Consider the following 23653-nt stretch of genomic DNA (forward strand, 5'->3'; position numbering starts at 1 on the left):
AAGACACCAACGACTAACCACCCAGGTTCCACAACACCCTCTCAGGGTTCCCCTCACGTACTTCAAGACACAGTCACATGGCGACAAATAGGGCATTCGGTGCCGTCAGCGTCCTTTGTGGACGGCCAGCGGACCGAGGCCACGCGGCTTAAGTTCCTGGCATCGGCGCTGGCAGCCGTGAGCATCCCGCCGCCAGTCATCAGCCCGGCGCCGAATCGCCCAGTACCGCGGTCGCGTACTCGCACAGTGTGGTCCGGTCCGGGGCTTGCGTCTTGGCCAGCAGGCTCGCCACGTGCTTCTCCACCGTCCGCACCGAGATGTGCATCCGTTGCGACAGCGCCCGGTTGCCGAGCCGCTCCGGCATCAACTGCAGCACCTCGAACTCCCGCCGTGTCACGCCGATGCCGCGCAGTTTCGGCGGGATGCGTTCGGTGCCGGAGCTGTGGTAGCGCACGGGGGTGCCCATCCGGCGCAGCAGCGAGCGGCAGGCACCGGCCAGGACGTCGATGCTTCCGTGGAAATGGTTCTCCGCGTCGGCGAGCCACTGGCCGGGTTTGCCCCAGCTGTCGGCGAGGGCGGCCTCGGACACCAGGCGCAGCGCGAGGTGCCGTGCGGTCGGGAAGACCGACGAGGCGGCGACGGCGGAGTCCATCTCCTGTTCGGCGGCATCGGGACGGCCGGCGCGGCCGTGGTGCACCGCGCGGGCGAAGCCGAGGAATTGGCGGTTCCAGCGCATCCGGCCCACTTGGGCGCGGGCCGCCTGGTCCACTTCGGCCGGATCGCCGGTTCCGTCGACCGCGCCGAGCAAATGGACTAATCCGAAAGTACCGGAAAAGTGGAAATAGGCTTCCAGCCCGCCGTATTCCGCCATCAATTCCGCGGACAGGGTCCGGGCGCCTTCCCGGTCTTCGGTGAGCAGTGCGCAGAACAGTTCGGCCAATCCTTTAGTCAACGGGGCTTCACGAGAATTTTCGCCGCCGGCCGCGCGGAATTCCCGCAGAGCGGTGCGCATCTCCTGGCACCGGCCCCGGTGGGCGGCGAGCACGGCGCGCAGCATCAGGGCGTAGCGGATCACCGAGTGCAGCCGCAGCCGCCCGCACTCGGCCAGGCTCGCGGTGAGGATCTGCTCGGCCTGGTCGTAGTCCGCGCGCAGCACCGCGGCGTAGGCGAGGTTGGCGTATACGTTGCTGGCCAAGGTGATACAGCCGGAGCGCAGGGTCTCGCGGTAGGCGTACTCGAGGGCGGAAGCGTCGCCCTCGGCGAGCCAGGCGTTCGCGCCCAGTCCGATGAGACCGTGGTTGCGCCAGGTGGTCAACTGGTGCTCGGTGCCCAGCGCCAGCGTGCGCCGGTAGCCTTCGTCGGACTCGGCCAGCGACCGGCCGCGCGTGCTGAAACCGATGGCGTACCAGGCTTTGCAGGCCGTCTCGGGATCGCCGGCCGGATCGGCGCCGCGGATCGCCCGCCGGGCCAGGGCTTCGCTGCGGCTGACGTGGTCGGCGTCGGCGCCGGTGCGGCACGAGGTGAGGTAAGCGTCGACGACGTCGATCACCGCGGTGTCGGCTTCGGAAGCCTCCGGCGGCAGCAGCGCGCGAGCGGCGGCGACCTGGCGGACGCCGTCCTCCCACCGGCCGGCGACCTGGGCCGCCCACGCCATCCGGACCTGCTGGCGGACCTGGCTTTCGGTGTCCCACAAGGGATTCCCCAGCCGCAGTTCGGCGGCGACCTCGGCGGCGCGGTCGAACTGGCCGTCTTCGGCGAGCGCGGTCAGCAGGGCTTCCAGCAGTTCCCCGCGCAGTGCGTGCCAGCGGTTTTCCTCGGACAGCATGTCGAGGGCGTTGTCGAGCACGGCGACGGCGGTCGCCGGGCCGCCCGCGTGCAACGCGCGGCGGGCCGTTTCCAGGTACAGCCGGGCGGCGGCGGGCAGGTCGCCGCCGCGGCGGTGCAGGTCGGCGGCGAGGTGACACCAGGAGCCGGGCAGGCCGGGGTACAACTCGGCGATCGCTTGCGCGACCCGGCCGGAGAGGGTGACCTGGTCGGCCGCGGTGGTCAGCGACAGCAGGGCCTCCTCGGTCAGCGGATGTTCGAAGGAGTACCAGCCGGGAGTGCCGTCGCCGCCGGTCAGCAGGCGTTCGGCGACCGCGGCGCGGACGTGCGCGAGCAGCGTGCGGTCGTCGAGGCCGACGCAGCGTTGCACCACCGGCAAGGGAAAAGTCCGGCCGACGATCGCGGCGACCGACAGCAGCCGCATCCCGTCCGGGCCGAGCTGCAGCGCTCGCTGTTCGACCGCTTGCACGAGACTGAGCGGCACCCGTTTTCGCTTCCCGCCCACCAGTTGCCAGCCAGCGGGACGCCGCACAAGATCCTTCATGGACACCGCGTACCGCGTGAGTTCCGCTGCAGCGAAAGGATTCCCGCGGCTTTGCGAGTACAGGTGCTCGACAGCCGACGCGCTGACCTCGTCCGGCGGGCAGCCGAGGATCGAGGCGACCAGCCCGGTCACCCCGGCGCGATCGAGCCGGTCGAGTTCGACCGGGGTCGCGTCGCCGCGCTGGGCCAGGGTTTTCACCAGCTCCGCGCCGGCCGACGTGCCGACGCGGACGGTGGCCAGCACGAGCACCGGCTGCTCGCGCAGGTTCGACGCGAGATAATCCAGCACAGTCAAGGTTTCCCGGTCCGCCCAGTGCAGGTCGTCGACCACCAGCAGGCAGCCGCGGCCGCGGCCGAACCACGACGTCAGCCGCAGGATCGCCTCGGCGAGCACGAGCAGCGACGTCTCGCGCGGCTCCGGCCGCGCCCAGTCCGGCACGAGCCGCCCGAGCGCGGGCAGGTAGGGCGCGAGCAGTTCGTCGTCCGGGCTGGGCTCGGTGCGCGCCAGCGAAAGCAGCGCCTCGGCGAGCGGCCGGAACGGGATCGCCGGACCCGTCGAACTGGCCCGCCCGCGCACGGCCACCATGCCCGCCGCCCGCGCTTGTTCCGCGGCCGCCTCCGCCACGGAGGTCTTGCCGATCCCCGGTTCCCCGGTGAGCACGACCATGGCGCCGGAGGACGCTCTCGCCGCGCTCAGGAACCCGGCCAGCCCGGCCAGTTCGCTCTCCCGTCCGATGAGCATTTCCACCCCTTCAGCCGAACGGCACGCGGTCGACGGCTTTCGCCCGCTGCCGGTCTGCTCCCCCGCCGCGAAATGCTATACGCAGGCACCCGCTTTCGTGGGGGCAGAAATACCGCCGTTCCACCTTGTGGCGCAATTGTGCGCACGGCCTGAAATCGTTTAGTCACAGCCGGAAACATTTATGGGCGCCGGGAGTGGACGGACGGCGACTCTTTGGGTGCGCAGCACCCATGCGTCCGCCGCCCCGGCGGGAAAGAGTGGAGCGACCGGGAACGACCCGGCCCCGGAAGGAGGTCGCTTCGCCATGACGCCGAACCGGCTCTCCCGCACCGAGGCCCCGCCGCGAGCCCGAAAGAACCGGACAAACACGGCGGCCGCCCGATGACCGCCACGACCGCCCCCGCCGTGTTGGCCGACGGCGGACTCAGCCAAGGCGAAGCCGACCTCTCCTGCAGCTACGCCGCCGTCCGCACGCTGCGCCGATTGGGCCGCACCCCGGCCGAACCCGCTGGTATCGCGAGGTTCCTGCGGTCGCGCCGCAACAGCGACGGCGGCTACACCTGGCAGCGCGGCCTCCCGTCGGACGGCTGGGCCACCTACTGCTGCACCCGCGCGCTGCGCGATCTCGGCGAGGAAATCGACGAACCCGCCCGGGTCGCGGAATGGGTGTCCGGCACCGGGACCGTCGAGGGCGGGTTCGCGATGAGCGCGGGCCGTCCGCCGGACGTGTGGGCGACCTGGTGCGCCACAAAGACTTTGGTCGAGGTCACCGGCACCGCCGCCCCGGAACCGGCGCGGCACGCCGGGTGGCTGGCCGCGTTGCAGGGTCCCGACGGCGGCCTCGCCTGGCAGCCCGGCTCGAACCTCTCGGACGCCCGTGCCTGCTACTACGGCGTCCGGGCGTGGCGAGCCGTGACCACGGCGCCGTTGCCGTGGCGGACCGGTCCGCTGGTGTCGTGGCTGTGCGAACAGCAAACCGTCGAAGGCGGATTCCGGTTCGCGCCCGGCTCGGCGGTCTGCCTCTGGGCGACGTTCCGCGCGGTGCTGACCTTGCGCGTCCTCGGCGCGCAACCGCCCGACCCGGCGGGAGCGCTCGCGTGGATCGGCGACCGGCGACTGCCCGGCGGCGGCTACGAACGCTGGCCCGGCTACGGCCGTTCCGACATCTGGGCGTGCTTCTCCGCGGTGGGCGCGCTGACCGCGCTCGGCTACGACCTTCCGGCAGCGGAAGCGGACGCGATCGCCGAAGCGGTGGCGCGCTGCCGCTTGGCGGGCAGCGGCTACACTTACCGAAGCCCCGAAGCCGCAGGCGACAGCCTCGCCACCGCGGCCGGTCTGCTCACCTCGGCGCGTTCCGGTACTCCGGCGCCGGGATTGGTCCGCTGGCTTCAGGACGCGCAGCCGCCCGCGGAGGACGGCGTCGGCTACATGCCCGGCCAGACCGCGGAAGTCCGTTGCACGCAATGGGCCTTCGAAGCGTTACGGGCGAGCGGACACCGCTTGGACGAGCGTCGCCTGCGCCGCTGGATCGCGCGGCTGCAGAACCCGGACGGCGGTTTCGCACACTGGCTCGGCCGCGCCTCCGACCTCGGCTCCACCACCGCCGCCGTCGAATTGGCCGACCGGCTGACCGGCGGCCGTCCCACCACGATCCTCGACGGCGCGCGAGCGGTCGCCTTCGTGACGCTCTGCCGCGACGGCGGCCTGGTCGACCCGGCTTCGGCCGGGACGGCCGCCGCGAGCGCTGCCGCGCAGGCCGCGCGGGTGCTGCACCTGCTCGGCGCCCGGCCGGCCGCGGCGAACCTGCACGCCGGGCTGGCCTGCTACGCCCGGGCGACCGGCGGGTACGCCGCGACCGCGCTCGGGCTTCCCGACCTTGCCACCACCTACCAGGTGGTGCGCACCGACCAATGCCTCGGCCGCGATTCCGACCGCGCGTGCGTCGCCCGCTTCCTCCTGCGGGTCGAACTGGGCGACGGGCACTACGCCTGGAGCCCGCGTTCGCCCGCGGTGGCCGGGCCGCTCGCCGACTGCCTCGGCGCACTCCTGCGCGCGTGGCTGACCGATCCGGCGGCGCTGCTGCCGCCCTTGAACTTGTGAACGAAGGAAACCGGCCGCCGGGCGTCGGCCGGGCATCGCATTCCGCTCAGCACCGGGAAGGGAGCAACAGGTGAGTACAGTGCGCGACAGTACCGCGGAGGGCAAGAAGAAATCGCTTGCCGACATGTTGGCCCGTGCACGCGCCAAGATCACCGACGGACCGCGTCCCCGCCAGGACCGGGGCAACGTGCCGCTGTCGTATTCGCAGGACACCTTGTGGGTGGTGGACCAGCTCGCCACCGGAAAGTCGACCTACAACGTCGCGTTCCTCTTCCGCCTCGAAGGCGACCTGGACGCCGACGCGCTCACCGAGTCCTTCGCGAGCATCGTCCGCCGCCACGAGGCACTGCGGACTTACGTGCTCGAGGAGAACGACGAGTTCTTCCAGGGGATCGTCGAGGATCCCGAAATCGTCGTGCCGCGGTCGTCCGCGTCGAGCGAGGCCGAGGCCCGCCGGATGCTCGACGAGCTCGCCGAGGTCGGGATGACGCTGACGGAATTCCCGCTGTGGCGCGCGGATCTGGTGGAGGTCCGGCCCGATCTGCATTACTTCGGACTGGTCGTGCACCACATCGTCTTCGACGGGGTGTCGACCGCCATCTTCTTCGACGAACTGGAGAAGGAGTACAACGCGCGCCGGGCCGGCTCGACGCCGCTGGTGGATCCCCCCGCCGTCCAGTTCGCCGATTTCAGCGAATGGCAGCGCAAGCAGATGCGCGCCGGGGCCTGGCAGGCCAGCGCCGACCATTGGGCGGAAGCGCTGCGCGACGTCGAGGTGATGGACCTCCCCGGCGACCGCCCGCTGCCGCCCGCGGTGACCTATCCCGGCCGCGCCGTGGTCCAGACCTGCGAGGGGCTGGCGACCCAGGCCAACCGGCTCGCGTCGTCGCTCACGACCACCCCGATCACCGTCTACGCCACCGTGATGGCTTGCCTGTACCACCGGTATTCCGGCTCCGGCGACGTCATCTTCGGCATGCCGAGCGCGAACCGCGCCGAGGTCGAGACCGAACGGACCCTCGGCTTCTTCATCAACATGCTGCCGCTGCGGTTCCAGCTCGACCCGGACGAGACGTTCCAGGAGACGCTCAAGCGGGTCCAGCAACGGCTGCGCGGCGCACAGGCGCACGGCTACCTGCCGCTCGAGCAGATCATCGCGAGCGCGCAGGTCCGGCGCGATCCGTCGCGGTCGACGCTGTTCCAGTACACGCTGACGATGAACGAGTGGACCGAGCCGATGCGCCTCGACGGCGTCTCGGCGACGGAGGTCGAGGTCCCCACCACGCAGGCGAAGTTCTTCCAGCAGTGGACGATCGCGCGCAGCGGCCCGGACCTCGAAGTGCACACCGTGTACAACACCGACATCTTCGACCAGGCGACGATCGAAACCATGCAGCGGGTGTTCGTCTGGCTGCTGCGCAGCGCGATCGCCGAGCCGGGCATCAGCCTGCGCGAACTGTGGGCTCACGACAGCGAATCCCGCCGGATCCAGGCCCAGCTCGGCATCGGCACGCAGGCGCCGGCACCGACCGGCAACGTCTACACGCGGTTCTGCCGGATCGCCGACGAGCACGCGGACCGGCTGGCCGTCAGCACTCCCGGAAAAGCCCTGACGTACGCGGAATTGCGCCGACGGGTCGACGCACTGCGCGGCTATTTGGCCGAAGCAGGAGTCCGAGCGGGCGACCGGGTCGGCGTCGCGCTGGAACCGTCGGCCGACTTCTCGGCAACAGTCCTGGCGCTGCTGGCGATCGGCGCGGTGTACGTGCCGATCGACGCGATGAACCCGCGCGGCCGGATCGAGGCGATCATCGAAGACGCCGACCTCCGCTGCGTGGTGTGCGACGCGACGACCGCCGGGATCGCACCCGGCGCGGAATGCCGGTTGCCGGTCGACGCCCCGGTCCCGGCGAGCCTGCCCGAACCGGCGCGCGGCGGGAACGACGTCGCCTACCTGATGTACACCTCGGGCAGCACCGGCAAGCCGAAAGGCGTGCTGATCACCCACGACAACATCCTCGGCTTCATCCGGAACGTCCGGACGCTGTTCGAACTCAGCCCGGCCGACCGCGTGCTGGGCTACGCGTCCTGCGGGTTCGACGTGTCGGTCTTCGAGATGTTCGGCGCGCTGCTGAGCGGGGCGTCGCTGCACGTCGTGCCGTCGGTGATGCGGCTGAGCATGGCGGAGGTCCAGCAGTTCCTGGAGGAGCACCGGGTCACCGTGACCGACTTGCCGCCGTCGGTGATGAAGCTGCTCGACCCGGGTCCGCTGAACGATCTGCGCATCGTGTTCGTCGGCGGCGAAGCGTTCTCGCACGAGCTGGTGCGCGCGTGGGGCAAGGGCAGGCGCATTTTCAACGGCTACGGCGTCACCGAATGCACCGTCACCAGCGTCGTCGAGGAGCTGGAAGAGCCGCTGCCGGCGGCCGGGCTGCCGATCGGCGGCCCGATGGACAACCACGTCGCGTATGTGCTGGACGAGCACAACCGGCCGGTGCCGCAAGGCGTCATCGGGCAGCTGGCGCTCGGCGGGGTCGGGCTGACGCCGGGCTACTGGCGGCGCGACGAGGACAACCGGGAGAAGTTCGTCCCGGATCCGGTCGGGCCCGACCCGTCCGCGCGGGTGTATCTGACCGGGGATCTGGTGCGGCACAACGGAGACGGCCGGCTGGTGTACGTCGGGCGGCGCGACCGGCAGGTCAAGATCAACGGGGTGCGGATCGAGGTCGGCGAGATCGAGAGCGTGCTCCGCGCCGCCGAGGGCCTCCGCAACGTCTACGTGCAGGTCCGCCAGGAGGGGGAGCAGAAGCGGATCGTCGCTTACTGCGCGACCGGGGGAGCGAGGCAGGCGAGCGAAAGCTCGCTGCGGGAGTACTGCCGCAAGCGGTTGGTGTCCACGATGCAGCCGTCGACCTTCGTGCTGCTGGACGAGCTGCCGATCAACGGCAGCGGCAAGATCGACGAACGCGCGCTGCCGGACGCCGATTTCACCGTCGAGGCCGCGCCCGCGGAAGAGCTGACCGAGCTCGAACGGGCGATGCTGACCGACGCGTTCGGCCCGATCCTCGGCCGCACCGATTTCCCCAAGACGGCGAGCTTCTTCGACCTCGGCGGCACGAGTCTCCAAGCCGCGCAACTGGTTTCCAAGATCAAGAAGCTGTTCTCGGCGACGATCTCGCTCGCCGCGTTCTTCAACGATTCGAGCGTGCAGAGCATGGCGCTCGAGGTCGAACGGGCGCGGCTGGCCTCGTTGTCGGCCGAGGAACTGGAGAAGGCCATCGCCGGGATGACCGAAGAGGACGTCGCCCGGCTGCTGGCCGGCGAGTGAGCGGACGTGGAGCGCATCCGGAAAGGAGGAGAGATGGACGGTGACGGCAAACGCCTGAGCAGCTATCTCAGCGCGAGGTCGGCGGCACCGGGCGTGCCGGGACTGGTCGAGCTGAGCCGGTCGGCGCCCGGCGCGAAGGTCCTGCTGTTCGCGCATCCGGTCGGCGGCAGCCTGCTGACGTATCAGCCGCTGGTCCGCAGGTTCCCGGAGTATGCCTGCTGGGGCCTGGAATCTTCGCGGGAGGTGCTCGACGGCGGCGAGCCGACGGAGTCGATGCAGGACCTCGCCCGCCGCTACGCCGAGGTTCTCGCCGAGCACTGCCCGGACGTCGACCTGGTGTGCGGCTGGTCGTTCGGCGGCGCGCTGGCCTGGGAGATCGCCAATCTGCTCGCGGCGCGCGGGAAGCGGCCGAAGGTGGTGCTGCTCGACTCGACGTGGTCGACCGTCGAGTACGAGGAGTCGACGCACGCCGAGGAACTGGAGTGGTTCGTCCGCGACGCGCTGCGCTCAGGCGGGCACGACGGCGAGTTCCTGGCGAGCACCGAGTCCGAAGCGGCCGAGATCGTCGGCATGGACGAGGAGACCTTCTCCGAACGCCTCCGGATCTTCGGCCACAACAGCCGGCTTCTCCGCAAATGGAAGCCGACGCCCGGGGACCTGGACGTCGTGATCGTGCGGGCGGCGGAGTCCTTCAAACGGGACTGGCGCACGGTGTCCTCGGGCGAGGTCGACTTCCAGGAGCTTCCCGGCGAGCATTACGGCCTGCTGCAGAACGCTGACACCCTCGCCACCATCGAGAAGATCATCCGCAGCGCCCTGGACCTGCCCGTGAGCACGCCGGTGGTCAGCACCGGCGCCGAGCCCGACCTGCACGCGGCGTTGAAAGAACTGGTCGACACGCCGCATTGGCGCGATCTCGTGCTGCGAGCCCGGAAAATGGAGCCGGAAGCGATCGCCGAGGCCTACCGCGAACTCGGCGGGCGTGGGCTGCTGACACCGGACTGGCCGGTCGAATTCGGCGGCGCGGGCTTGCCGACGAAGGCCGGGGTCGAGCTGTTCGAGCAGTTCATCGCCACCGGGCTGCCGGACCTCGTGTACGCGCTCACCGTGCAGATCGTCGGCTACTTCGTGCTGAAATCCGGCTCGGACCGGCTGAAACAGGACCTGCTTCCGCGAATCAGCCGGGGCGAGGAATTCGCCACCGTGCTCTACAGCGAGCCGCGGGCGGGCAGCGATCTCGCGTCGCTGCGCGCCCGGGCGGACCGCCGAGGCGACCGGTATGTCCTCAACGGCGTCAAGGTGTTCAGCATCTACAGCCACATCTCCGGTTCGGCGCTGGTCGCCGCGCGCACCGGCGATGACGGTCATAAGTACGACGGCATCACGCTTTTCGTCATCGACCTGGCGGCACCGGGAGTGACGGTCGAGCTGGTCGAGACCATTCAGCCCGAGCAGATGTGCCGCGTCCGGCTGAAGGACGTCGAGGTCGAAAGCTGGCGGCGGATCGGGGAGGAGGGGCGCGGCTGGGCTCTGCTCGACGGTGCCCTGGCCATCGAACGCACCGGCATCGACCACGTCGTCCGAGCGGCGCGGTGGTTGAAAGCCCTGCGCACTGCGGCGGTCGGCTCGGATGAGCTGCAACTGCTCGAAGGCCAGGTCGAATGCGCGACGACGGTGGCGCGCGCGGCCACGGAGGTGTTCCTCCGTCCCGATGCGACAGCGACCGACACCGCGGTGGCCAAGCTGTACACCAGCGAGACGTGCCAGCAGGTCGGGCACGAGGTGCTGCGCCGCTGGCGGACGCTCCGGACCGAGCCGCAGGACGGTCTGGTCCGCGAGGAACTGCTGTCTGGGCTCACCGAATCTCCCGGGCTCACCCTGTCGGCCGGTTCGTCGGAGATCATGCTGTCGACGCTTTCGGTGGACCTCAAGGAGGAATACGCCACCCGGTGCCGGGACATCCTGCACCGGTTCGGCGGCGAACTCGCCGACGCGGTGGTCGAGGTGCTCGAACCGGTCGGCGCCGGAATCAAGGCGAAACCGCTGTTCAGCTACTCGGCCGACCGTCGCGCCGCGCTGGCGGGAACGTTGGCGGAGCTGGGTTTCGACCAGGTGGAGACCCCCGAGGACGACGGCGGACTCGGCCTCGGCCTCGCCGTCGGCTGCTCGATCAACCTGAGCCTGGGGTACCTCGGGTTCGAGAACGCCTACCAGCCCTCCGCCGAGCCCGGATCTCGCGAAGGCCGGGTGCGGCACGCGGCCTACGTGCTGGGCCTCGGCCTCGGACTGTTCCGCACCGCCTGGGAACACGCCGCCGGCCGCGAACAATTCGGCCGGAAGCTCGTCGACATCGACGCGCTGATGTTCCCGCTCATCCGGTCTTACGCGGAACTGCACGCGGTGAGCACCAGGCTGCAGGAAATCGCGAACACCCTGCCCGGCCTGGACGACGCGGCGCTCCGCCGGTTCGAACTCCTCGAGCAGGACGTCCTGGTGCGCGCGGTCCGCGCGTCGATGCAGGTGCTGGGGGCACAGGGCATCACGGAGTGGTCGGTCGCCTCGCGGTTCTACCTGCGCTGCGCCGAGAACCTCGGGCTCGCTGCCTGACTTTCACGCAAAGGAGACGTTTCATGCTGGTCGCCCTCGAAGGTTCGCAGGAGGCTCCCGACGGGGCTTCGCCGGAGATCTACGACGAAGCGCTGTACTCCGCCCAGGACATGCACGCCGTGTGGCAACGGATGCGTGCCGAGGGCGGCCTGCACCGGCAGCGGACTCCGGACGGGCAGCAGTTCCTCGCGGCGATGCGGCACGCCGACGTCAAGGCGGTCCTGGGCGACCACAAGACGTTCTCCTCGGCCTACAGCACCATGCTCAGCGTGCGCGGCGACGGGGATGTCGCGGCGGGGGCGGCGATCCACCTCACCGACCCGCCGCTGCATTCCGAACTGAAGCGCGTCTTCACCCCGCTGATGACGGTGCAGGCGACGCAACGGCTCCAGGTGGGGATCGAGGCGCGCATGCGCGAACTGTTCGACGCAGTCCGCGGCAAGGAGACCTTCGACTTCTGCGAAGCGATGATCACCCTGCCGACGACGATCACCGGTCCGCTGATGGGCATCCCGGAGAGCGAATGGCCGGTCACCGGCCGGGCGACGGTCCGCGCGATGGGCGGATCGGACGTCCCGCGATCCGAGCGGCAGCGCCGGTTCGACCTTTTCGAGGCGCACACGACGATCATGACCGTCCTCGGCGAAGTGCTGGAATCCGGCCCGCCCGAGGACACGGTGAGCGGCCGGTGCCCGCACGCCGCCGAAGTGGTCGGGGACTCGGACCGCGACGTGGCGCTGCTGAACGCGTACGCGTTCTTGATGGGGGCCAATCCGACGGTGCCGCAGACCATCAACCAGACCCTGATCCTGCTGGCCGGCGACGAGGACCTGTGGTCGTGGTTCGTCCGCCAGGAGCGGACGGACCAGCGGTTCGTGGACGAGGCGCTGCGCTGGGCGAGCCCGATCAACCACGTTTTGCGGCGCGCGGTCGCGAACACTACGCTCGCCGGAACCGAGGTCCGGGCGGGGGAATTGGTCACCGTCTGGCCCGCCTCGGCCAACCGGGACGAGGAGGTATTCCCGGAACCGTTCAAGTTCGTCCCCGACCGTTCCCCGAACCAGCATCTCGCCTTCGGGCTCGGCGTGCACCGGTGCATCGGCCAGCACGTGGCCGTCGCCGGGTTGAAGACGTTTTTCGATCTGTGGCGCGAAAACGTGCGGTCCTTCTCGCTTTCGGGACCGCCGCGGCATCTCGTCTCGAACTTCCTGAACGGCGTCGTGCGCCTGCCCCTGGCAGTCGGCTGGAACTAGGCCGGGCGGGGAAACGGGGATGCCGCGAAAAGGAGGACTGATGAGCGAACTGGTGACGAGCGTGGTCGGACCGGGCGACTGGCCCGCGATCGACGAGTTCTTCGGGCCGAAAGGGCTCGTCGAATACTGCTGGTGCATGTATTTCCGGCTGGGCTCCAAGGATTACTCCGCGTGCCGCCCGGCCGCGCGCAAGGCGACGCTCGGCGAGCTGGTGCGGGACGGGGAACGGGTCGGCGTGCTCGGCACGGTCGACGGCGTACCGGTCGGCTGGCTCGGCGCGGGTCCGCGACTGGGTTTCCCGCGATTGCAACGATCGCGGGCGGCGAAGCTGCTCCCCGGCGACGACCCGGAGCGGATCTGGTCGATCGTCTGCGTGTACCTGGAGCGCGAGCACCGGCACCGCGGCCTGCTCCGGCAGCTGATCGACCGGGCGGCCGAGTGGGCGCGAGAAGAGAAAGCCGACCTGATCGAGGCGTACCCCGAGGACGACCGCGATCCGGAGTCCGGTTTCGACCCCTACAGCTTCCACGGCCGGGTCAGCACCTTCGAGGCGTGCGGGTTCGCCGTCGTCGAGCCCCGGCTGCAGCGCAGAGCACTGGTGCGAAAGGAGTTCCGGTGACAGTCCACGAAATGCTCCCGCTCGAACCATTCCTGAACAACCAGGCGGCGACCACGCCGGCGAACCTCGCCGACGGACGGCTGAACGTCTGGCGCAACTCGATCCCGGCGCAGCCAGGGCCGCTGGAACGGGTCGTCGACGGCGTTCCGCTGCGCAGCACGCCGCTGGACGGGAACGGCCCGGACAACCTGGTCTGTTCGGGGCAGTGGATCGAGGTCCCGCAGCGGCGCTGGGACTGGCTGTACGTGATCGGCTGCGGCGAGCGGCGCGTCCGCGACTACGTGACCTGGCATTTCGCCGACGGATCGGCGAGCCGCGACCGGTTCGAGCTCTCGGACCTGTGGGAGGGCCGGTCGGACTACGGCGAGGAATTCGCGCTGCGCACCGACACCATCCACTATCCGCAGCACGTGCAGGAACGCATCGGCATCACCCTGTGGTGCCAGCGCGTCCCGGTCACCCGCAGGCAGCCGCTGTGCGCGCTTTCGCTGCCGGAGAACCCGGCGGTCCATTTGTTCGCGATGACGCTGCTGGGCCGCTGAACGACATTTTCTGAAAAGCCCGGAAAGGTTTCGGCATGCCACGACAACGCGGCTGGGACGGTGCGACCGGCACCTACCCGCAATGGTACGAGGATCCGTTGAGCTGTCTCCAGACCACGGTGGGCAGCATTCTGCTGGAGCACGGCCTGCGCCCGGTCGAGGTGCTCGGCCTCGCGTGCGAATTCGCGTTCGCGCCGCGGGACACGATGTGCGAGGAGTTCTACCGTCCCGCGCAGAGCAGCCGGGGCGTGGCGGCCGATCTGTGTCCTTATCACGACGTGGAATCGGAATGGACGTCGGGAAAGAACGCCGACGACCTGATCGAGCTGATCGAAAAGCATGCGAGCGTGATCGTGGCGGTGGACAATTACCACCTCCCGTTCCGTCCCGCTTATCACGACGTCCACGCCGCGCATCTGGTCGTGGTCCCGGCCTGGCGGAAGGCCGGCGGGGAAACCGAGTTCTACGTGTCCGACGCGCAGCCGCCCCGGTTCCAGGGGTGGTTGCCCGCCGAGCACCTGATGAACGCGTGGACCTCGGGCAATCCGGCCGACCACCAGGACGTGTTCTTCTCCAGCAGCGAGATCGCCGGTCGGCTGCTGACCGCTCGCGTGGGGTCGGAGCCGGGGGAGTTGACCGCCGAAGGGTTCGGCCGCGCGATCGAAGGCAATCTCGAACGCTGGAACAACGGTGCGGCCGGGGACGCGGATCGCGTGTGGACCGGCCAGGCCGGGGTGCGCCGGTTCGTGCGGCGGCTGCAGGAACACAGCGACGATCCGGCGGAACTGCGGCCCGCTTACACGTTCGGCTGGGCCATGCAGGCACAGGCTTTCCTGCACGGCCGCCTGACGCAGGAATTCGCACGCCGGGTGAGCCTGCCGTATCTGTCCGGGATCGCCGCTGCCGCGGACAGCGTGATGTCGGCGTGGTCGAACCTGCGGCTGCTGAGCGCGCACGCGGCGAATCTCGCGCGGGTGCCGGAATTGGTGCTGCGGCGCGGCGACGAGCTGGTGCACGCGTACGAGCAATTGGCCGTCGAATGGCGGCTCGCGGCGTCGAGAGGGTGGGCTGAGGCCAGATGAATGCCGAAGGCGGTGGCGAGCTGGCGCTCGCCGGCGGGAAGCCGGTCCTGCCGTCGCTCGCGCCGGTGGACTGGCCGAGGACGACGGACGCGGACCGGGCCGCGGTGCTCGCGGTGCTGGAGTCGAACGTCTTCGTGTCCGACCGCGCGGGACTGACCGCGGTCGAGCGGCTGGAACGGTCCTGGGCCGAGTTCCTGGGCGTGCGCCGCTGCGTCGGCGTCAGCAACGGGACCACGGCGATCGAGCTCGCGCTCCTCGCCCACGGCGTGGGCCCGGGCGACGAGGTCGTGGTCCCGGCGCTGACCTTCGTCGGGACGGCGATGGCCGTGACGCACGTCGGCGCGACGCCGGTGTACGCGGACGTCGACCCGGTCACCTTCACGATGTCGCCGCGCAGCCTGAGCGCGGCGTTCACCGAGCGCACGAAGGCGGTCATCCCGGTTCATCTGCACGGGCTCAGCGCGGACATCGCGGCCATCACCGACCTCGCTCGCAGCCGCGGTTGCGCGGTGATCGAGGACGCCGCGCAGGCGCACGGAGCCCGCTACCACGGCGTCCCGTGCGGGGCGTTCGGCAACACGGCCACGTTCAGCCTGCAGATGACGAAAAACCTCCCGACCTGCGGCGAAGGCGGCCTCGTCGTCACCAACGACGACAGCGTCGCGGACAGCCTGGTTCAGCTGCGGCAGTTCGGCGAGCTGATCCGGCCGGACCAGCCGCGGCGTTACGTCAGTCACCGCTTGGGTTTCAACGCGAAGCTGAGCAACGTCCAGGCCGCGTACACCGGCAGCCAGCTGGAGCGATTCCCGGCCTACCACGCGGCGCGGCGGAAGAATGTCGCGGCTTTCCTTGCCCGGCTGGGAAACCTGCCCGGCTTGGTGTGCCCGAGCGAGCCGGAGGGGTACGAGCACGCCTGGCACATCCTGCGCTTCGTCGTCGACCTCGACCGGCTCTTCCCGGACCTGAGCACAGCCGCGGCCCGGACGCTGCTGATGCGGGCGCTGCGCGCGGAGGGCGTGCCCGCGACCCGGTACCAGATGATGCCGCTCGCGGATCAACCCGCGCTGCGGTCGCTCTGCCAGCAGGAGCCGGCCTGGCCGGTCACCCAGGACGTCATCGACCGGAGTTTCACCATCCAGCAGCGGCATTTGCCGCCGGACGCCGGGCCGTTGCTGCAGAGGTTCGCCGACGCGATCGAGAAGGTCTGGTCGAACCTCGCCGTTCTGGAGAAAGGCGCGGTCTCGTGACGACAGCTGTGCGCAAGCCGGACCTCGAGGCGCTGGAAGCCCGCGCGGACCGCATCCGGGAGCACATCGTCGAGATGTGCTCCGGACCGGAGGGCGGCCATCTCGGCGGTTCGATGTCGTCGGTCGAGATCCTGGTCGCGCTCTTCTTCCACGTCATGAACATCAACCCCGCCGACGCCGAAGGGAAGGGCCGGGACGTTTTCGTCCTGAGCAAAGGACATTCGGCGATGGCGCTGTACGCGACGCTCGCCGAACGGGGGTACTTCCCGCCGGAGGAGATTCCCGCCTTCTGCCGCCCCGGCAGCCGCTTGGCGACCCACGGCAACGTCGCGGTCCCCGGCGTCGAATTCGCCACCGGCTCGCTCGGCCACGGACTGGCCTTGGCGAACGGCGTCGCGTGGGCGCAGCGGAAAGCCGGCGCCGCGAAGACTTTCGTCCTCGTCGGCGACGGCGAACTGCAGGAGGGTTCGGTCTGGGAAGCGGCGCAGGTGGGCCGGGCGTTCGACGCGGGCAACCTCGTCGTGGTCGTGGACGCGAACGACTTCCAGCAGACCGGCTCCGTGCACGAGGTGAGCGACGGCGCCCCGCCCGCGCAACGGTGGTCCGGCTTCGGCTGGCACACCGTCGAGACGGACGGCCACGACCTGCCCGGACTCTGCGCGGCGTTAGAAGACGCAGCCGCGAGCGGGGAGCCGACGGCAGTGGTGTGCCGGACGGTCAAGGGCAACGGGGCCGGGCTCCTCGCCGGCCGGGCGGTGTCGCATTTCGTCCGGCTCGACGCGGCGAAGCGCCGACGCGTCGAGGCCGGGATGCGGCGGGGAGGTACCGGCCGTGGTTGACACCAAAAGCACTCGGGCCGCCTTCACCACCGCGTTGCCGGAGCTGGCGATACGGCACAACGTGCTCGTGGTCGACACCGACACCGGATCTGTCACGCCGACTCCCGAGATGGAATATCTCAACGTCGGCATCGCGGAATCCGCTGCTCTCGGGCTCGCCGCGGGCGCGGAACACCTCGGCTGGCGCGCGCTCGTCTGCACCTTCGCCGCTTTCTCGGCGAGCCGGGCCTTCGAGTTCATCAAACTCGACATCGCCTATCCGCGCCGGCGGGTGTGCATCGTCGGCACGCACGGTGGCGTGAGCGGCGGCTGGCTGGGCCCGACGCACCACTGCGCCGAAGACCTCGCGCTGATGAACGCGCTGCCGAACATGCGCGTCGTCGTCCCGGCCGACGCGCGGCAGACGGTCTCGCTGCTGGAGCAGTGCCTGGAGTACGACGGCCCGACCTACCTCCGGCTCGGGCGCAAGGATTCGCCGGTCTTCAGCGGCTTGGCGGAACCGGAACTCGGCGTGCCGCAGGAAGTCCGCGCCGGGCAGGACGTCGCATTGGTCGCCACCGGGCCCGAGATGCTGCTGACCGCGCTGGAAGTCGCGCGCGGGCTGACGGCGGAGGGCTGCCGCGCCCAGGTGATCAACGCGCACACGGTCGACCCGGAATCAGCCGCCGCGGTCAACGACCTCATCGCCGGCGAATGCCGATGGCTGGTCACTTTGGAGGAGGCGTGGCCCTCCGGCGGCATGGGCGCGCAGGTCGCCGCGGCGGCCGGGGCACGCGGGATCCGTTGGCTGCCGATCGGCCTCGACGGCTTCCTGGCCCCCGGCTCGCACGCGGACCTGCTCGCGGCGGGCGGGCTCGACGCCGCCTCCGTTCTCCGCCGGGTGCTGGCTTTCACCGGAGAACTTCAACCGACAGGGAAGGGGACGCACATGACCACCGAATGCCTCAGCTGCGCCGGGGACGTCCAGATCCAGGCGGACAGCTACCCGGGCGAGATCGTCAGCTGCCCGAAATGCTCGGCGGAGCTGGAAATCTTCTCCACCGCGCCGCTGAAGCTCGCGATCGCGCCCGAGTCCGAAGAGGATTGGGGCGAATGAACGCCGCAGCGCTGGGGATCGTGCTGTCGGTGGTCCGGTACGAGGAACGCCGCCTGCTGTCCGAAATGGACGGTCGCGGCCTCTCCGTGCACCGCCTGGACCCCCGCGCGGTGTCGTTCGCTCCGGAGCAGATCGCCCAGCTGCCGGGCATGACGGTGCTCAACCGCGAGATCTCCGCACAGCGCGCGCTGTTGATGGCCGAGACGCTCGAAGCCTTCGGCGCGTTCCCGGTCAACGACGCGGCGGCGAGCCGGATCTGCGGCAGCAAATGGTCGACGTACTTGCAGCTGCGCCAGTCCGGGATCCCGACGCCGACGACCCTGCTCGCGCAAACCCCGGAGGCCGGACTGCTGGCGATCGAAGCGATCGGCTACCCGGCGGTCGTCAAACCGCTCGGTTCGTCGTGGGGCAAGCGGGTCAGCCTGATCACCGATCGCTACGCCGCCGAGGCAGTGCTGGAGCACTGCGCGGAACTGCCGTCGGCGGCGATGCGGACCGCGATCGTCCAGGAGGCGGTCCGGCCCGGTTCGCCGGACCTCCGGGGCATCGTGGTCGACGGCGACTTCCTCGGCGCGATCGTCCGCTCGGGGACCGACTGGCGCAACAACGTGGCCCGGGGCGCGGCGGTCGAGCTGCTCGCACCCGACGACGAGGTACGCCGGTTGTGCCTCGAAGCGACGGCCGCGGTCGGCGCGCGGGTGGCGAGCGTGGACCTGGTCGAAGGCGCGGACGGCCGTCGATTGGTGCTGGAAGTGAACTCCCGGCCCGAGTTCCGCGGTTTCGAGAGCGCGACCGGCGTGGACGTCGCGGCCCGGATTGTCGACCTGTGCGCCGGCGGCGTACTCGAAGAGAAGGAATCGGCGTGAAACGGATCGCGGTGGTAGGCGGCCGGGGCTTCGTCGGCGGCGAGCTGCTCCGGCTGCTCGTCCACCATCCGGGAGTCGAGGTCGTCGCCGTCACCTCGGACACCCACGCGGGCCGGGCCGTGGAAACCGCGCACCCGCCGCTGCGCGGGAGCGGCCTGCGGTACCGGCGGCGCGCGGACCTGGAGCCGGTCGACCTCGTGTTCCTGGCGGGCGTGCACGGTTCCACCAGCGAGATCCTCGACGAGGTCAGCGCGTTCGCCCCGAAGATCGTCGACCTGACCGCGGACTTCCGGATCGAGGACGCCGCGCTCATGCGGCGGTACTACGGCTGGGATCGCGAGGGCGGCCCCGCGTTCGTCCGCGGACTGCCGGAGCTGCACCGCAAGCAGATCGTGGACGCGGATCGCGTCGCGGTTCCCGGGTGCATGGCCACCTGCGCGATTCTCAGCCTCGCACCGTTGGCTCAGCGCGGTCTCCTGGAGACAGCGCAGATTGACGCACGGACGGGCAGCAGCGGTTCCGGAGCCTCCGCCGACACTTCGAACTCCCACGCACTGCGGAGCGGGGTGCTGCGGGTGTTCGCCCCGTTCGGCCACCGGCACGAAGCGGAGGTGACCGAAGCGCTCGGCGTGGAGTCCTCGATGACGGTCACCGCCACACCGCAGGTCCGCGGCGTCCAGACGCTGGCGCGCGTGGCAGTCGAGTTGAGCGAGCGCGAGCTGATCCGGCTGTACCAGGAGGACTACGGCTCGGAACCGTTCGTCCGCCTGCTCACCAGCCCGCGCGGCGCGTTCCGCTACCCGGACCCGAAGGTGCTGCTCGGCTCGAATTACTGCGACATCGCCGTCGCGGTGGACAACCGGGGCAGCGCGCTCGTGATGGCCAGCCTCGACAACCTCGTGAAGGGAGCGGCCGGCGGCGCCGTGCAATGCATGAACCTCCTGCTCGGCCTCCCCGAAACCAGCGGGCTGGCCTTCCCCGGATTGCACCCGGTGTGAGCGCGATGAGAATTGTCGTGAAGTGGGGCGGGAGCCTCCAGGAGAGCGGGACCGGCATCGCCGGCGATCTCGCGGCGCTGTGGCGCACGCACCGGATCACCGTGGTGCACGGCGGATCCCGGGACATCGACCAGACCATCGGCGAACTCGGCCTGCCGCGCCGCACCCTGCGGTCCCCGGACGGCATGCGGACCAGATACACCGACGCGGCCACCCTCACCGCCGTGATGATGGCCCTGCGCGGCCGGACCCAAGCGCGGCTGATCTCGGCGTTGCGGCAGCGCGGGGTCCCGGCGGTCGGACTGTCCGGAATGGACGGAGGACTCGTCCGCACCGAACGCAAAGCGGCGATCCGCGCGGTGTCGGACGGCCGGACCCGGGTGGTGCGCGACAACCTGGCGGGCCGCGTCGTCAGTGTGAACCCGAGCCTGCTGGACGCCGTCCACGGCCTGGAGATGGTGCCGGTCGTCTGCCCGCCGGGCATGACCGCCGACGGCCAGCCGACCAATGTGGACGCCGACCGGATGGCCTGCGAAATCGCGGCCGCCTGGCAGGCGGACCGGTTGCTGCTGTTCACCGACACCGCCGGGTTGCTGGCTCGCCCGGACGATCCGTCGTCCACCGTCGCGGAGCTGAGCGCGGCCGACGCCGAGGAGCTGATCCCGACGCTGAGCGGGGGCATGCGGATGAAGATCGCCGCCGCGACGGAAGCACTCGGCAAGGGACTGCGGGCGGTGCAGATCTGCGACGGACGCGGGGGAGCGCCCCTGACGGAAGCACTCGGCGGAAGCGGAACCTTGATCGGGAAGGGGCTGGGCGCGGCATGACGATTCAGGACTTCAGCACGCGGGAGGGCGAGCTGGTCGACAGCGCGGCGGTCGCGCTGCTGGCCGAGGCGGTGTCGATCCCGTCCGTCTCCGGCGAGGAGCGGCGGCTGGCCGAGCGGCTGCGCGAGATCGCGGCCGGCTTCGGCGCGGAGAGTTTCCTCGACGACGTGGGAAATGCGCACGCGATCGTCGGAAGCGGCGCGCGGACGGTCGTGCTGCTGAGCCACCTCGACACCGTTCCCGGCGAAGTGCCCTTCGAACACGGCGAGACCCACATTCGCGGCCGTGGCGCGGTCGACGCCAAGGGACCGCTGATCGCGATGCTCGTCGCCGCGCTCACCAGCCGCGACCTCGGCCTCCGCGTCCACTGGATCGGCGTGGTCGAGGAGGAAGCGTTGTCCTCGCGCGGCGCCGAGCACGTCCGCGAGACCGTGCCCGTGCCGGACGCGGTGCTGGTGGGGGAGCCGAGCGGGTCCTCGACGGTCACGGTGGGCTACAAGGGAATGGTCCAGCTCGACGTCCGGTGCGAGGTCACGCGGACGCACACCGCGACCCCCGAGCTGAAGTCGAGCGAGACGCTGATCGCCGCGCTGGCCCGGCTGCTCGACGTCTTCTCGACCCGCGGCAACGCGAACTTCGCCGACGTCGGCATGGTCGTCAAGAACGGCAACTTCGAGCCGTTCTCCAGCCGGTGCTCGCTGTCCTTCCGGACCCCGCCGCATACGTCGCCCGAGGAACTGCGGCACCAGGTCGCCGCGATCCTGGGCGAGCACGTAGCGGTGACTCTGAGATACGAGGTGCCGCCGGTGGTAGTGCCACGAAGCTCGCCGTGCGTCCGCGCGCTGTCCCGCGCCATCGCCATCGAGGGGCGAAAACCCCGGTACAGCCTCAAAACCGGCACCAGCGACATGAACACGCTGAGCCGCACCTGGACCGTCCCGATGGCCACCTACGGCCCCGGCGACCCGTATCAGAACCACACCGACGGGGAGCACATCGCGATCGCGGAGTACCTCGCGGGCGTCCGGATCCTGCGGACGGCCCTGCGGGAACTGGACAACTCGCTGCTGGAGGTGAAGTCGTGACCGAGCTGCTGGCGTTGTGGTGCGTGCCGCGGTCGCGCTCGACCGCGTTCGAGCGCGCGATGTACGAGCGCGGCGATTTCCTGGTGGTCCACGAACCGTTCTCGCGCGTGTGCGATTTCGGCGCCGCGGAGGTCGACGGCCGGACCTGCGCGAGCCAGGACGAGGTGATGGCCGCGCTCCTCGAAGTCTCGGCGACGCGGCCGGTGTTTTTCAAGGACACCACGGACTTTCCCATCGACCGCCTCGGCTCGAACCCGGATTTCGTGCACCGCTGCCGGCACGCGGCGATGATCCGGAACCCGCGCGACACCGTGCGTTCGCATCTCGTGATGCAGGCCGACGCGACGTCGCGGGCGATGGGATTCCGGAACCTCTGGGACATCGTGGCCACCGTCCGCGCCGCCGGAATGCCGATGCACCTGGTCGACGGCGACCGGATGGTGCGCGACCCGGAGCAGGAGATGACGGCGTACTGCGCGGCGATGGGCATCCCGTTCGTGCCCGGTTCGCTGGCGTTCCGGAAGGAGCCGCCGCCGAGCTGGGGGACCACCGGACGCTGGCACGCCGGGGCGAGCGCGTCGACCGCGCTGGGCGTCGCGGCGCGCACCCGGGAAGAACTGCCCGCCGCGCTTCGGCCCGTCGCGGAGAGATACGAACGCGACCAGCTGCCGTACCACGACCGCATCAGGGCGGCGCTGAATCCGGAGCAGAGGGAACCAGCCAGCGGGCAAGGATCGCAGAGGAGTGCACATGAGTTTGGGGCGTAGCTTCACCCGCCTGTGGATGTCGCAGGTCCTGTCCAACTTGGCCGACGGCCTGGTGATCGCCGCCGTGCCCCTGCTCGCCGTGGTGGTGACCAGGGACCCGCTGCTGATCGGCGGGCTCACCGTGGCGCAGTTCCTGCCGTGGCTGCTGTTCACCCTGCCGGCCGGCGCGCTCGCCGACCGGGTCGACCGGCGGTTCATCATGGTCTGGGGCAACGTGGTCCGCGCGGCGGGTTTCCTGTTGCTGGTGCTGATGCTGGTCGCGCAGTTGCACAGCATCGCGATCCTCTACCTGGCGGTCTTCCTGACCGGCGTCGCCGAAACACTGGTGGACAACGCCGCGCTGACCGTCCCGCCGCGGCTGGTCGAGCGCAAGGACCTGGAACGGGCGAACGGCCGGCTGTTCGCCACCCAGTCGGCGATCCACAGCTTCATCGGCCCGCCGGCGGGTGCGGCGCTGTTCGCGATGTCGGCGGTGCTGGTGTTTTCCACCAGCGCCGGGCTTTTCGCACTCGCCGCGTTGGCGTTGGTGACCCTGCCGCGGATGCTGCCCACCGCGCACGACACCAGCGGCAGCACGCATTCGGCGGGCGACGTCGTGCGCAGCATCAAGGAGGGCTGGTCGTACTTCTGGGAACACCGGCTGCTGCGCCGGGTCGCGTTCATCTCCGCCTCGATCAACTTCTTCTCCTCCGCCACGGCCAGCCTCCTCGTGCTGCTCGCGACAGGTCCGCTCGGCGTGACGACGTCCTGGTACGGCTTCTTCATCGCGGTGCCCGCAGTGGGCGCGATCCTCGGGTCGCTGATCGCGGCCAAGGCGGTGCCGCGGCTCGGCGGCGGCCCGGTGACCTGGCTCGCCGCGCTCGTGCCCGCCGCGAGTTATGCGGCACTCGGCCTCACCCACAGCGTCGTCCTGGTCGAGATCCTCATGTTCCTCAGCGCCATCGCGACAGCGCTGAACCAGATCGTGGTCAGCACGCTCCGGCAGGCCGCCGTGCCGGACGAGCTGCTGGGCCGGGTCACCGCCGCGTACCGGCTGATCGTGCTCGGCGTCGTGCCGGTGGGCGCGCTGCTCGGCGGCGCGCTCGCGCGGTGGCAGGGGACGGCCGCGACCTTCATCGCGGCGGCGATCGGGCTGACGCTCTCCGCGTTCGTGTTCGCGTCGCGCGTGACGACGCGGGGGCTGAAGGAAGCCGAGGAGGCCGGGCACACCCCGAAGGCCGCCCCGCTGGAGCCGATCCCCGGAACGGACTGAGTCTCGCGTTTTGCCCCGAAAGTGCTGCGAAGAGGA

General features: G+C 70.3%; 17 protein-coding genes. 16 read left to right on the forward strand and 1 reads right to left on the reverse strand.

The features are described from left to right. Positions 1-199 precede the first annotated feature (199 nt). Positions 200-3109 (reverse strand): helix-turn-helix transcriptional regulator, encoded by a 2910-nt coding sequence (locus tag ACFORO_RS43465; protein WP_377873921.1) that lies wholly within the window; start codon positions 3107-3109, stop codon positions 200-202. Between the two features lie 381 nt (positions 3110-3490). Here ACFORO_RS43465 and ACFORO_RS43470 point away from each other — a divergent pair, with 381 nt between their 5' ends. From ACFORO_RS43470 to ACFORO_RS43545, 16 genes are all read left to right on the forward strand, one after another. Next, entirely contained in the window at positions 3491-5209 is a 1719-nt protein-coding gene (locus ACFORO_RS43470) for a prenyltransferase/squalene oxidase repeat-containing protein (protein WP_377873920.1), read from the forward strand. 70 nt (positions 5210-5279) lie between these two features. Continuing rightward, entirely contained in the window at positions 5280-8537 is a 3258-nt protein-coding gene (locus ACFORO_RS43475; RefSeq protein WP_377873919.1) for a non-ribosomal peptide synthetase, read from the forward strand. A gap of 33 nt (positions 8538-8570) precedes the next feature. Next, complete coding sequence (locus tag ACFORO_RS43480) at positions 8571-11144, forward strand: alpha/beta fold hydrolase (RefSeq protein WP_377873918.1); 2574 nt, start codon at positions 8571-8573, stop codon at positions 11142-11144. A 23-nt stretch (positions 11145-11167) separates the two neighbouring features. Then, positions 11168-12397 carry a cytochrome P450 gene (locus tag ACFORO_RS43485; RefSeq protein WP_377873917.1) on the forward strand — a complete coding sequence of 410 codons (1230 nt, stop codon included), beginning with the start codon at positions 11168-11170 and terminating at the stop codon, positions 12395-12397. Between the two features lie 40 nt (positions 12398-12437). After that, positions 12438-13016 carry a GNAT family N-acetyltransferase gene (locus ACFORO_RS43490; RefSeq protein WP_354742657.1) on the forward strand — a complete coding sequence of 193 codons (579 nt, stop codon included), beginning with the start codon at positions 12438-12440 and terminating at the stop codon, positions 13014-13016. After that, positions 13013-13558: a hypothetical protein gene (locus tag ACFORO_RS43495; protein WP_377873916.1), complete on the forward strand. Its 546-nt coding sequence runs from the start codon at positions 13013-13015 to the stop codon at positions 13556-13558. The genes ACFORO_RS43490 and ACFORO_RS43495 overlap by 4 nt, the downstream gene beginning before the upstream one ends. A gap of 35 nt (positions 13559-13593) precedes the next feature. Next, positions 13594-14640, forward strand: coding sequence for a BtrH N-terminal domain-containing protein (locus tag ACFORO_RS43500; RefSeq protein WP_377873915.1), 1047 nt, complete (start codon positions 13594-13596; stop codon positions 14638-14640). Continuing rightward, positions 14637-15887, forward strand: coding sequence for a DegT/DnrJ/EryC1/StrS family aminotransferase (locus ACFORO_RS43505; RefSeq protein WP_377873914.1), 1251 nt, complete (start codon positions 14637-14639; stop codon positions 15885-15887). The genes ACFORO_RS43500 and ACFORO_RS43505 overlap by 4 nt, the downstream gene beginning before the upstream one ends. Continuing rightward, entirely contained in the window at positions 15884-16726 is an 843-nt protein-coding gene (locus tag ACFORO_RS43510; protein WP_377873913.1) for a transketolase, read from the forward strand. The genes ACFORO_RS43505 and ACFORO_RS43510 overlap by 4 nt, the downstream gene beginning before the upstream one ends. Next, entirely contained in the window at positions 16719-17822 is a 1104-nt protein-coding gene (locus tag ACFORO_RS43515) for a transketolase C-terminal domain-containing protein (RefSeq protein ID WP_377873912.1), read from the forward strand. Before ACFORO_RS43510 ends, ACFORO_RS43515 begins: the two co-directional genes overlap by 8 nt. Next, positions 17819-18688 carry a RimK family alpha-L-glutamate ligase gene (locus ACFORO_RS43520; RefSeq protein ID WP_377873911.1) on the forward strand — a complete coding sequence of 290 codons (870 nt, stop codon included), beginning with the start codon at positions 17819-17821 and terminating at the stop codon, positions 18686-18688. Before ACFORO_RS43515 ends, ACFORO_RS43520 begins: the two co-directional genes overlap by 4 nt. Continuing rightward, complete coding sequence (argC, locus tag ACFORO_RS43525) at positions 18685-19686, forward strand: N-acetyl-gamma-glutamyl-phosphate reductase (RefSeq protein ID WP_377873910.1); 1002 nt, start codon at positions 18685-18687, stop codon at positions 19684-19686. Before ACFORO_RS43520 ends, argC begins: the two co-directional genes overlap by 4 nt. A gap of 5 nt (positions 19687-19691) precedes the next feature. Continuing rightward, positions 19692-20513, forward strand: a complete 822-nt coding sequence (locus ACFORO_RS43530; RefSeq protein ID WP_377873909.1) for a [LysW]-aminoadipate kinase — start codon at positions 19692-19694, stop codon at positions 20511-20513. Then, on the forward strand, positions 20510-21598 hold the full coding sequence (locus tag ACFORO_RS43535) for a M20/M25/M40 family metallo-hydrolase (RefSeq protein ID WP_377873908.1): 1089 nt from the start codon (positions 20510-20512) through the stop codon (positions 21596-21598). Before ACFORO_RS43530 ends, ACFORO_RS43535 begins: the two co-directional genes overlap by 4 nt. Beyond that, entirely contained in the window at positions 21595-22365 is a 771-nt protein-coding gene (locus ACFORO_RS43540; protein WP_377873907.1) for a sulfotransferase-like domain-containing protein, read from the forward strand. The genes ACFORO_RS43535 and ACFORO_RS43540 overlap by 4 nt, the downstream gene beginning before the upstream one ends. Continuing rightward, positions 22349-23617 (forward strand): MFS transporter, encoded by a 1269-nt coding sequence (locus ACFORO_RS43545; protein WP_377873906.1) that lies wholly within the window; start codon positions 22349-22351, stop codon positions 23615-23617. Before ACFORO_RS43540 ends, ACFORO_RS43545 begins: the two co-directional genes overlap by 17 nt. The last annotated feature ends 36 nt before the right edge of the window (positions 23618-23653 follow it).

Source organism: Amycolatopsis halotolerans, assembly GCF_042647905.1.
Classification (GTDB): Bacteria; Actinomycetota; Actinomycetes; order Mycobacteriales; family Pseudonocardiaceae; genus Amycolatopsis; species Amycolatopsis halotolerans.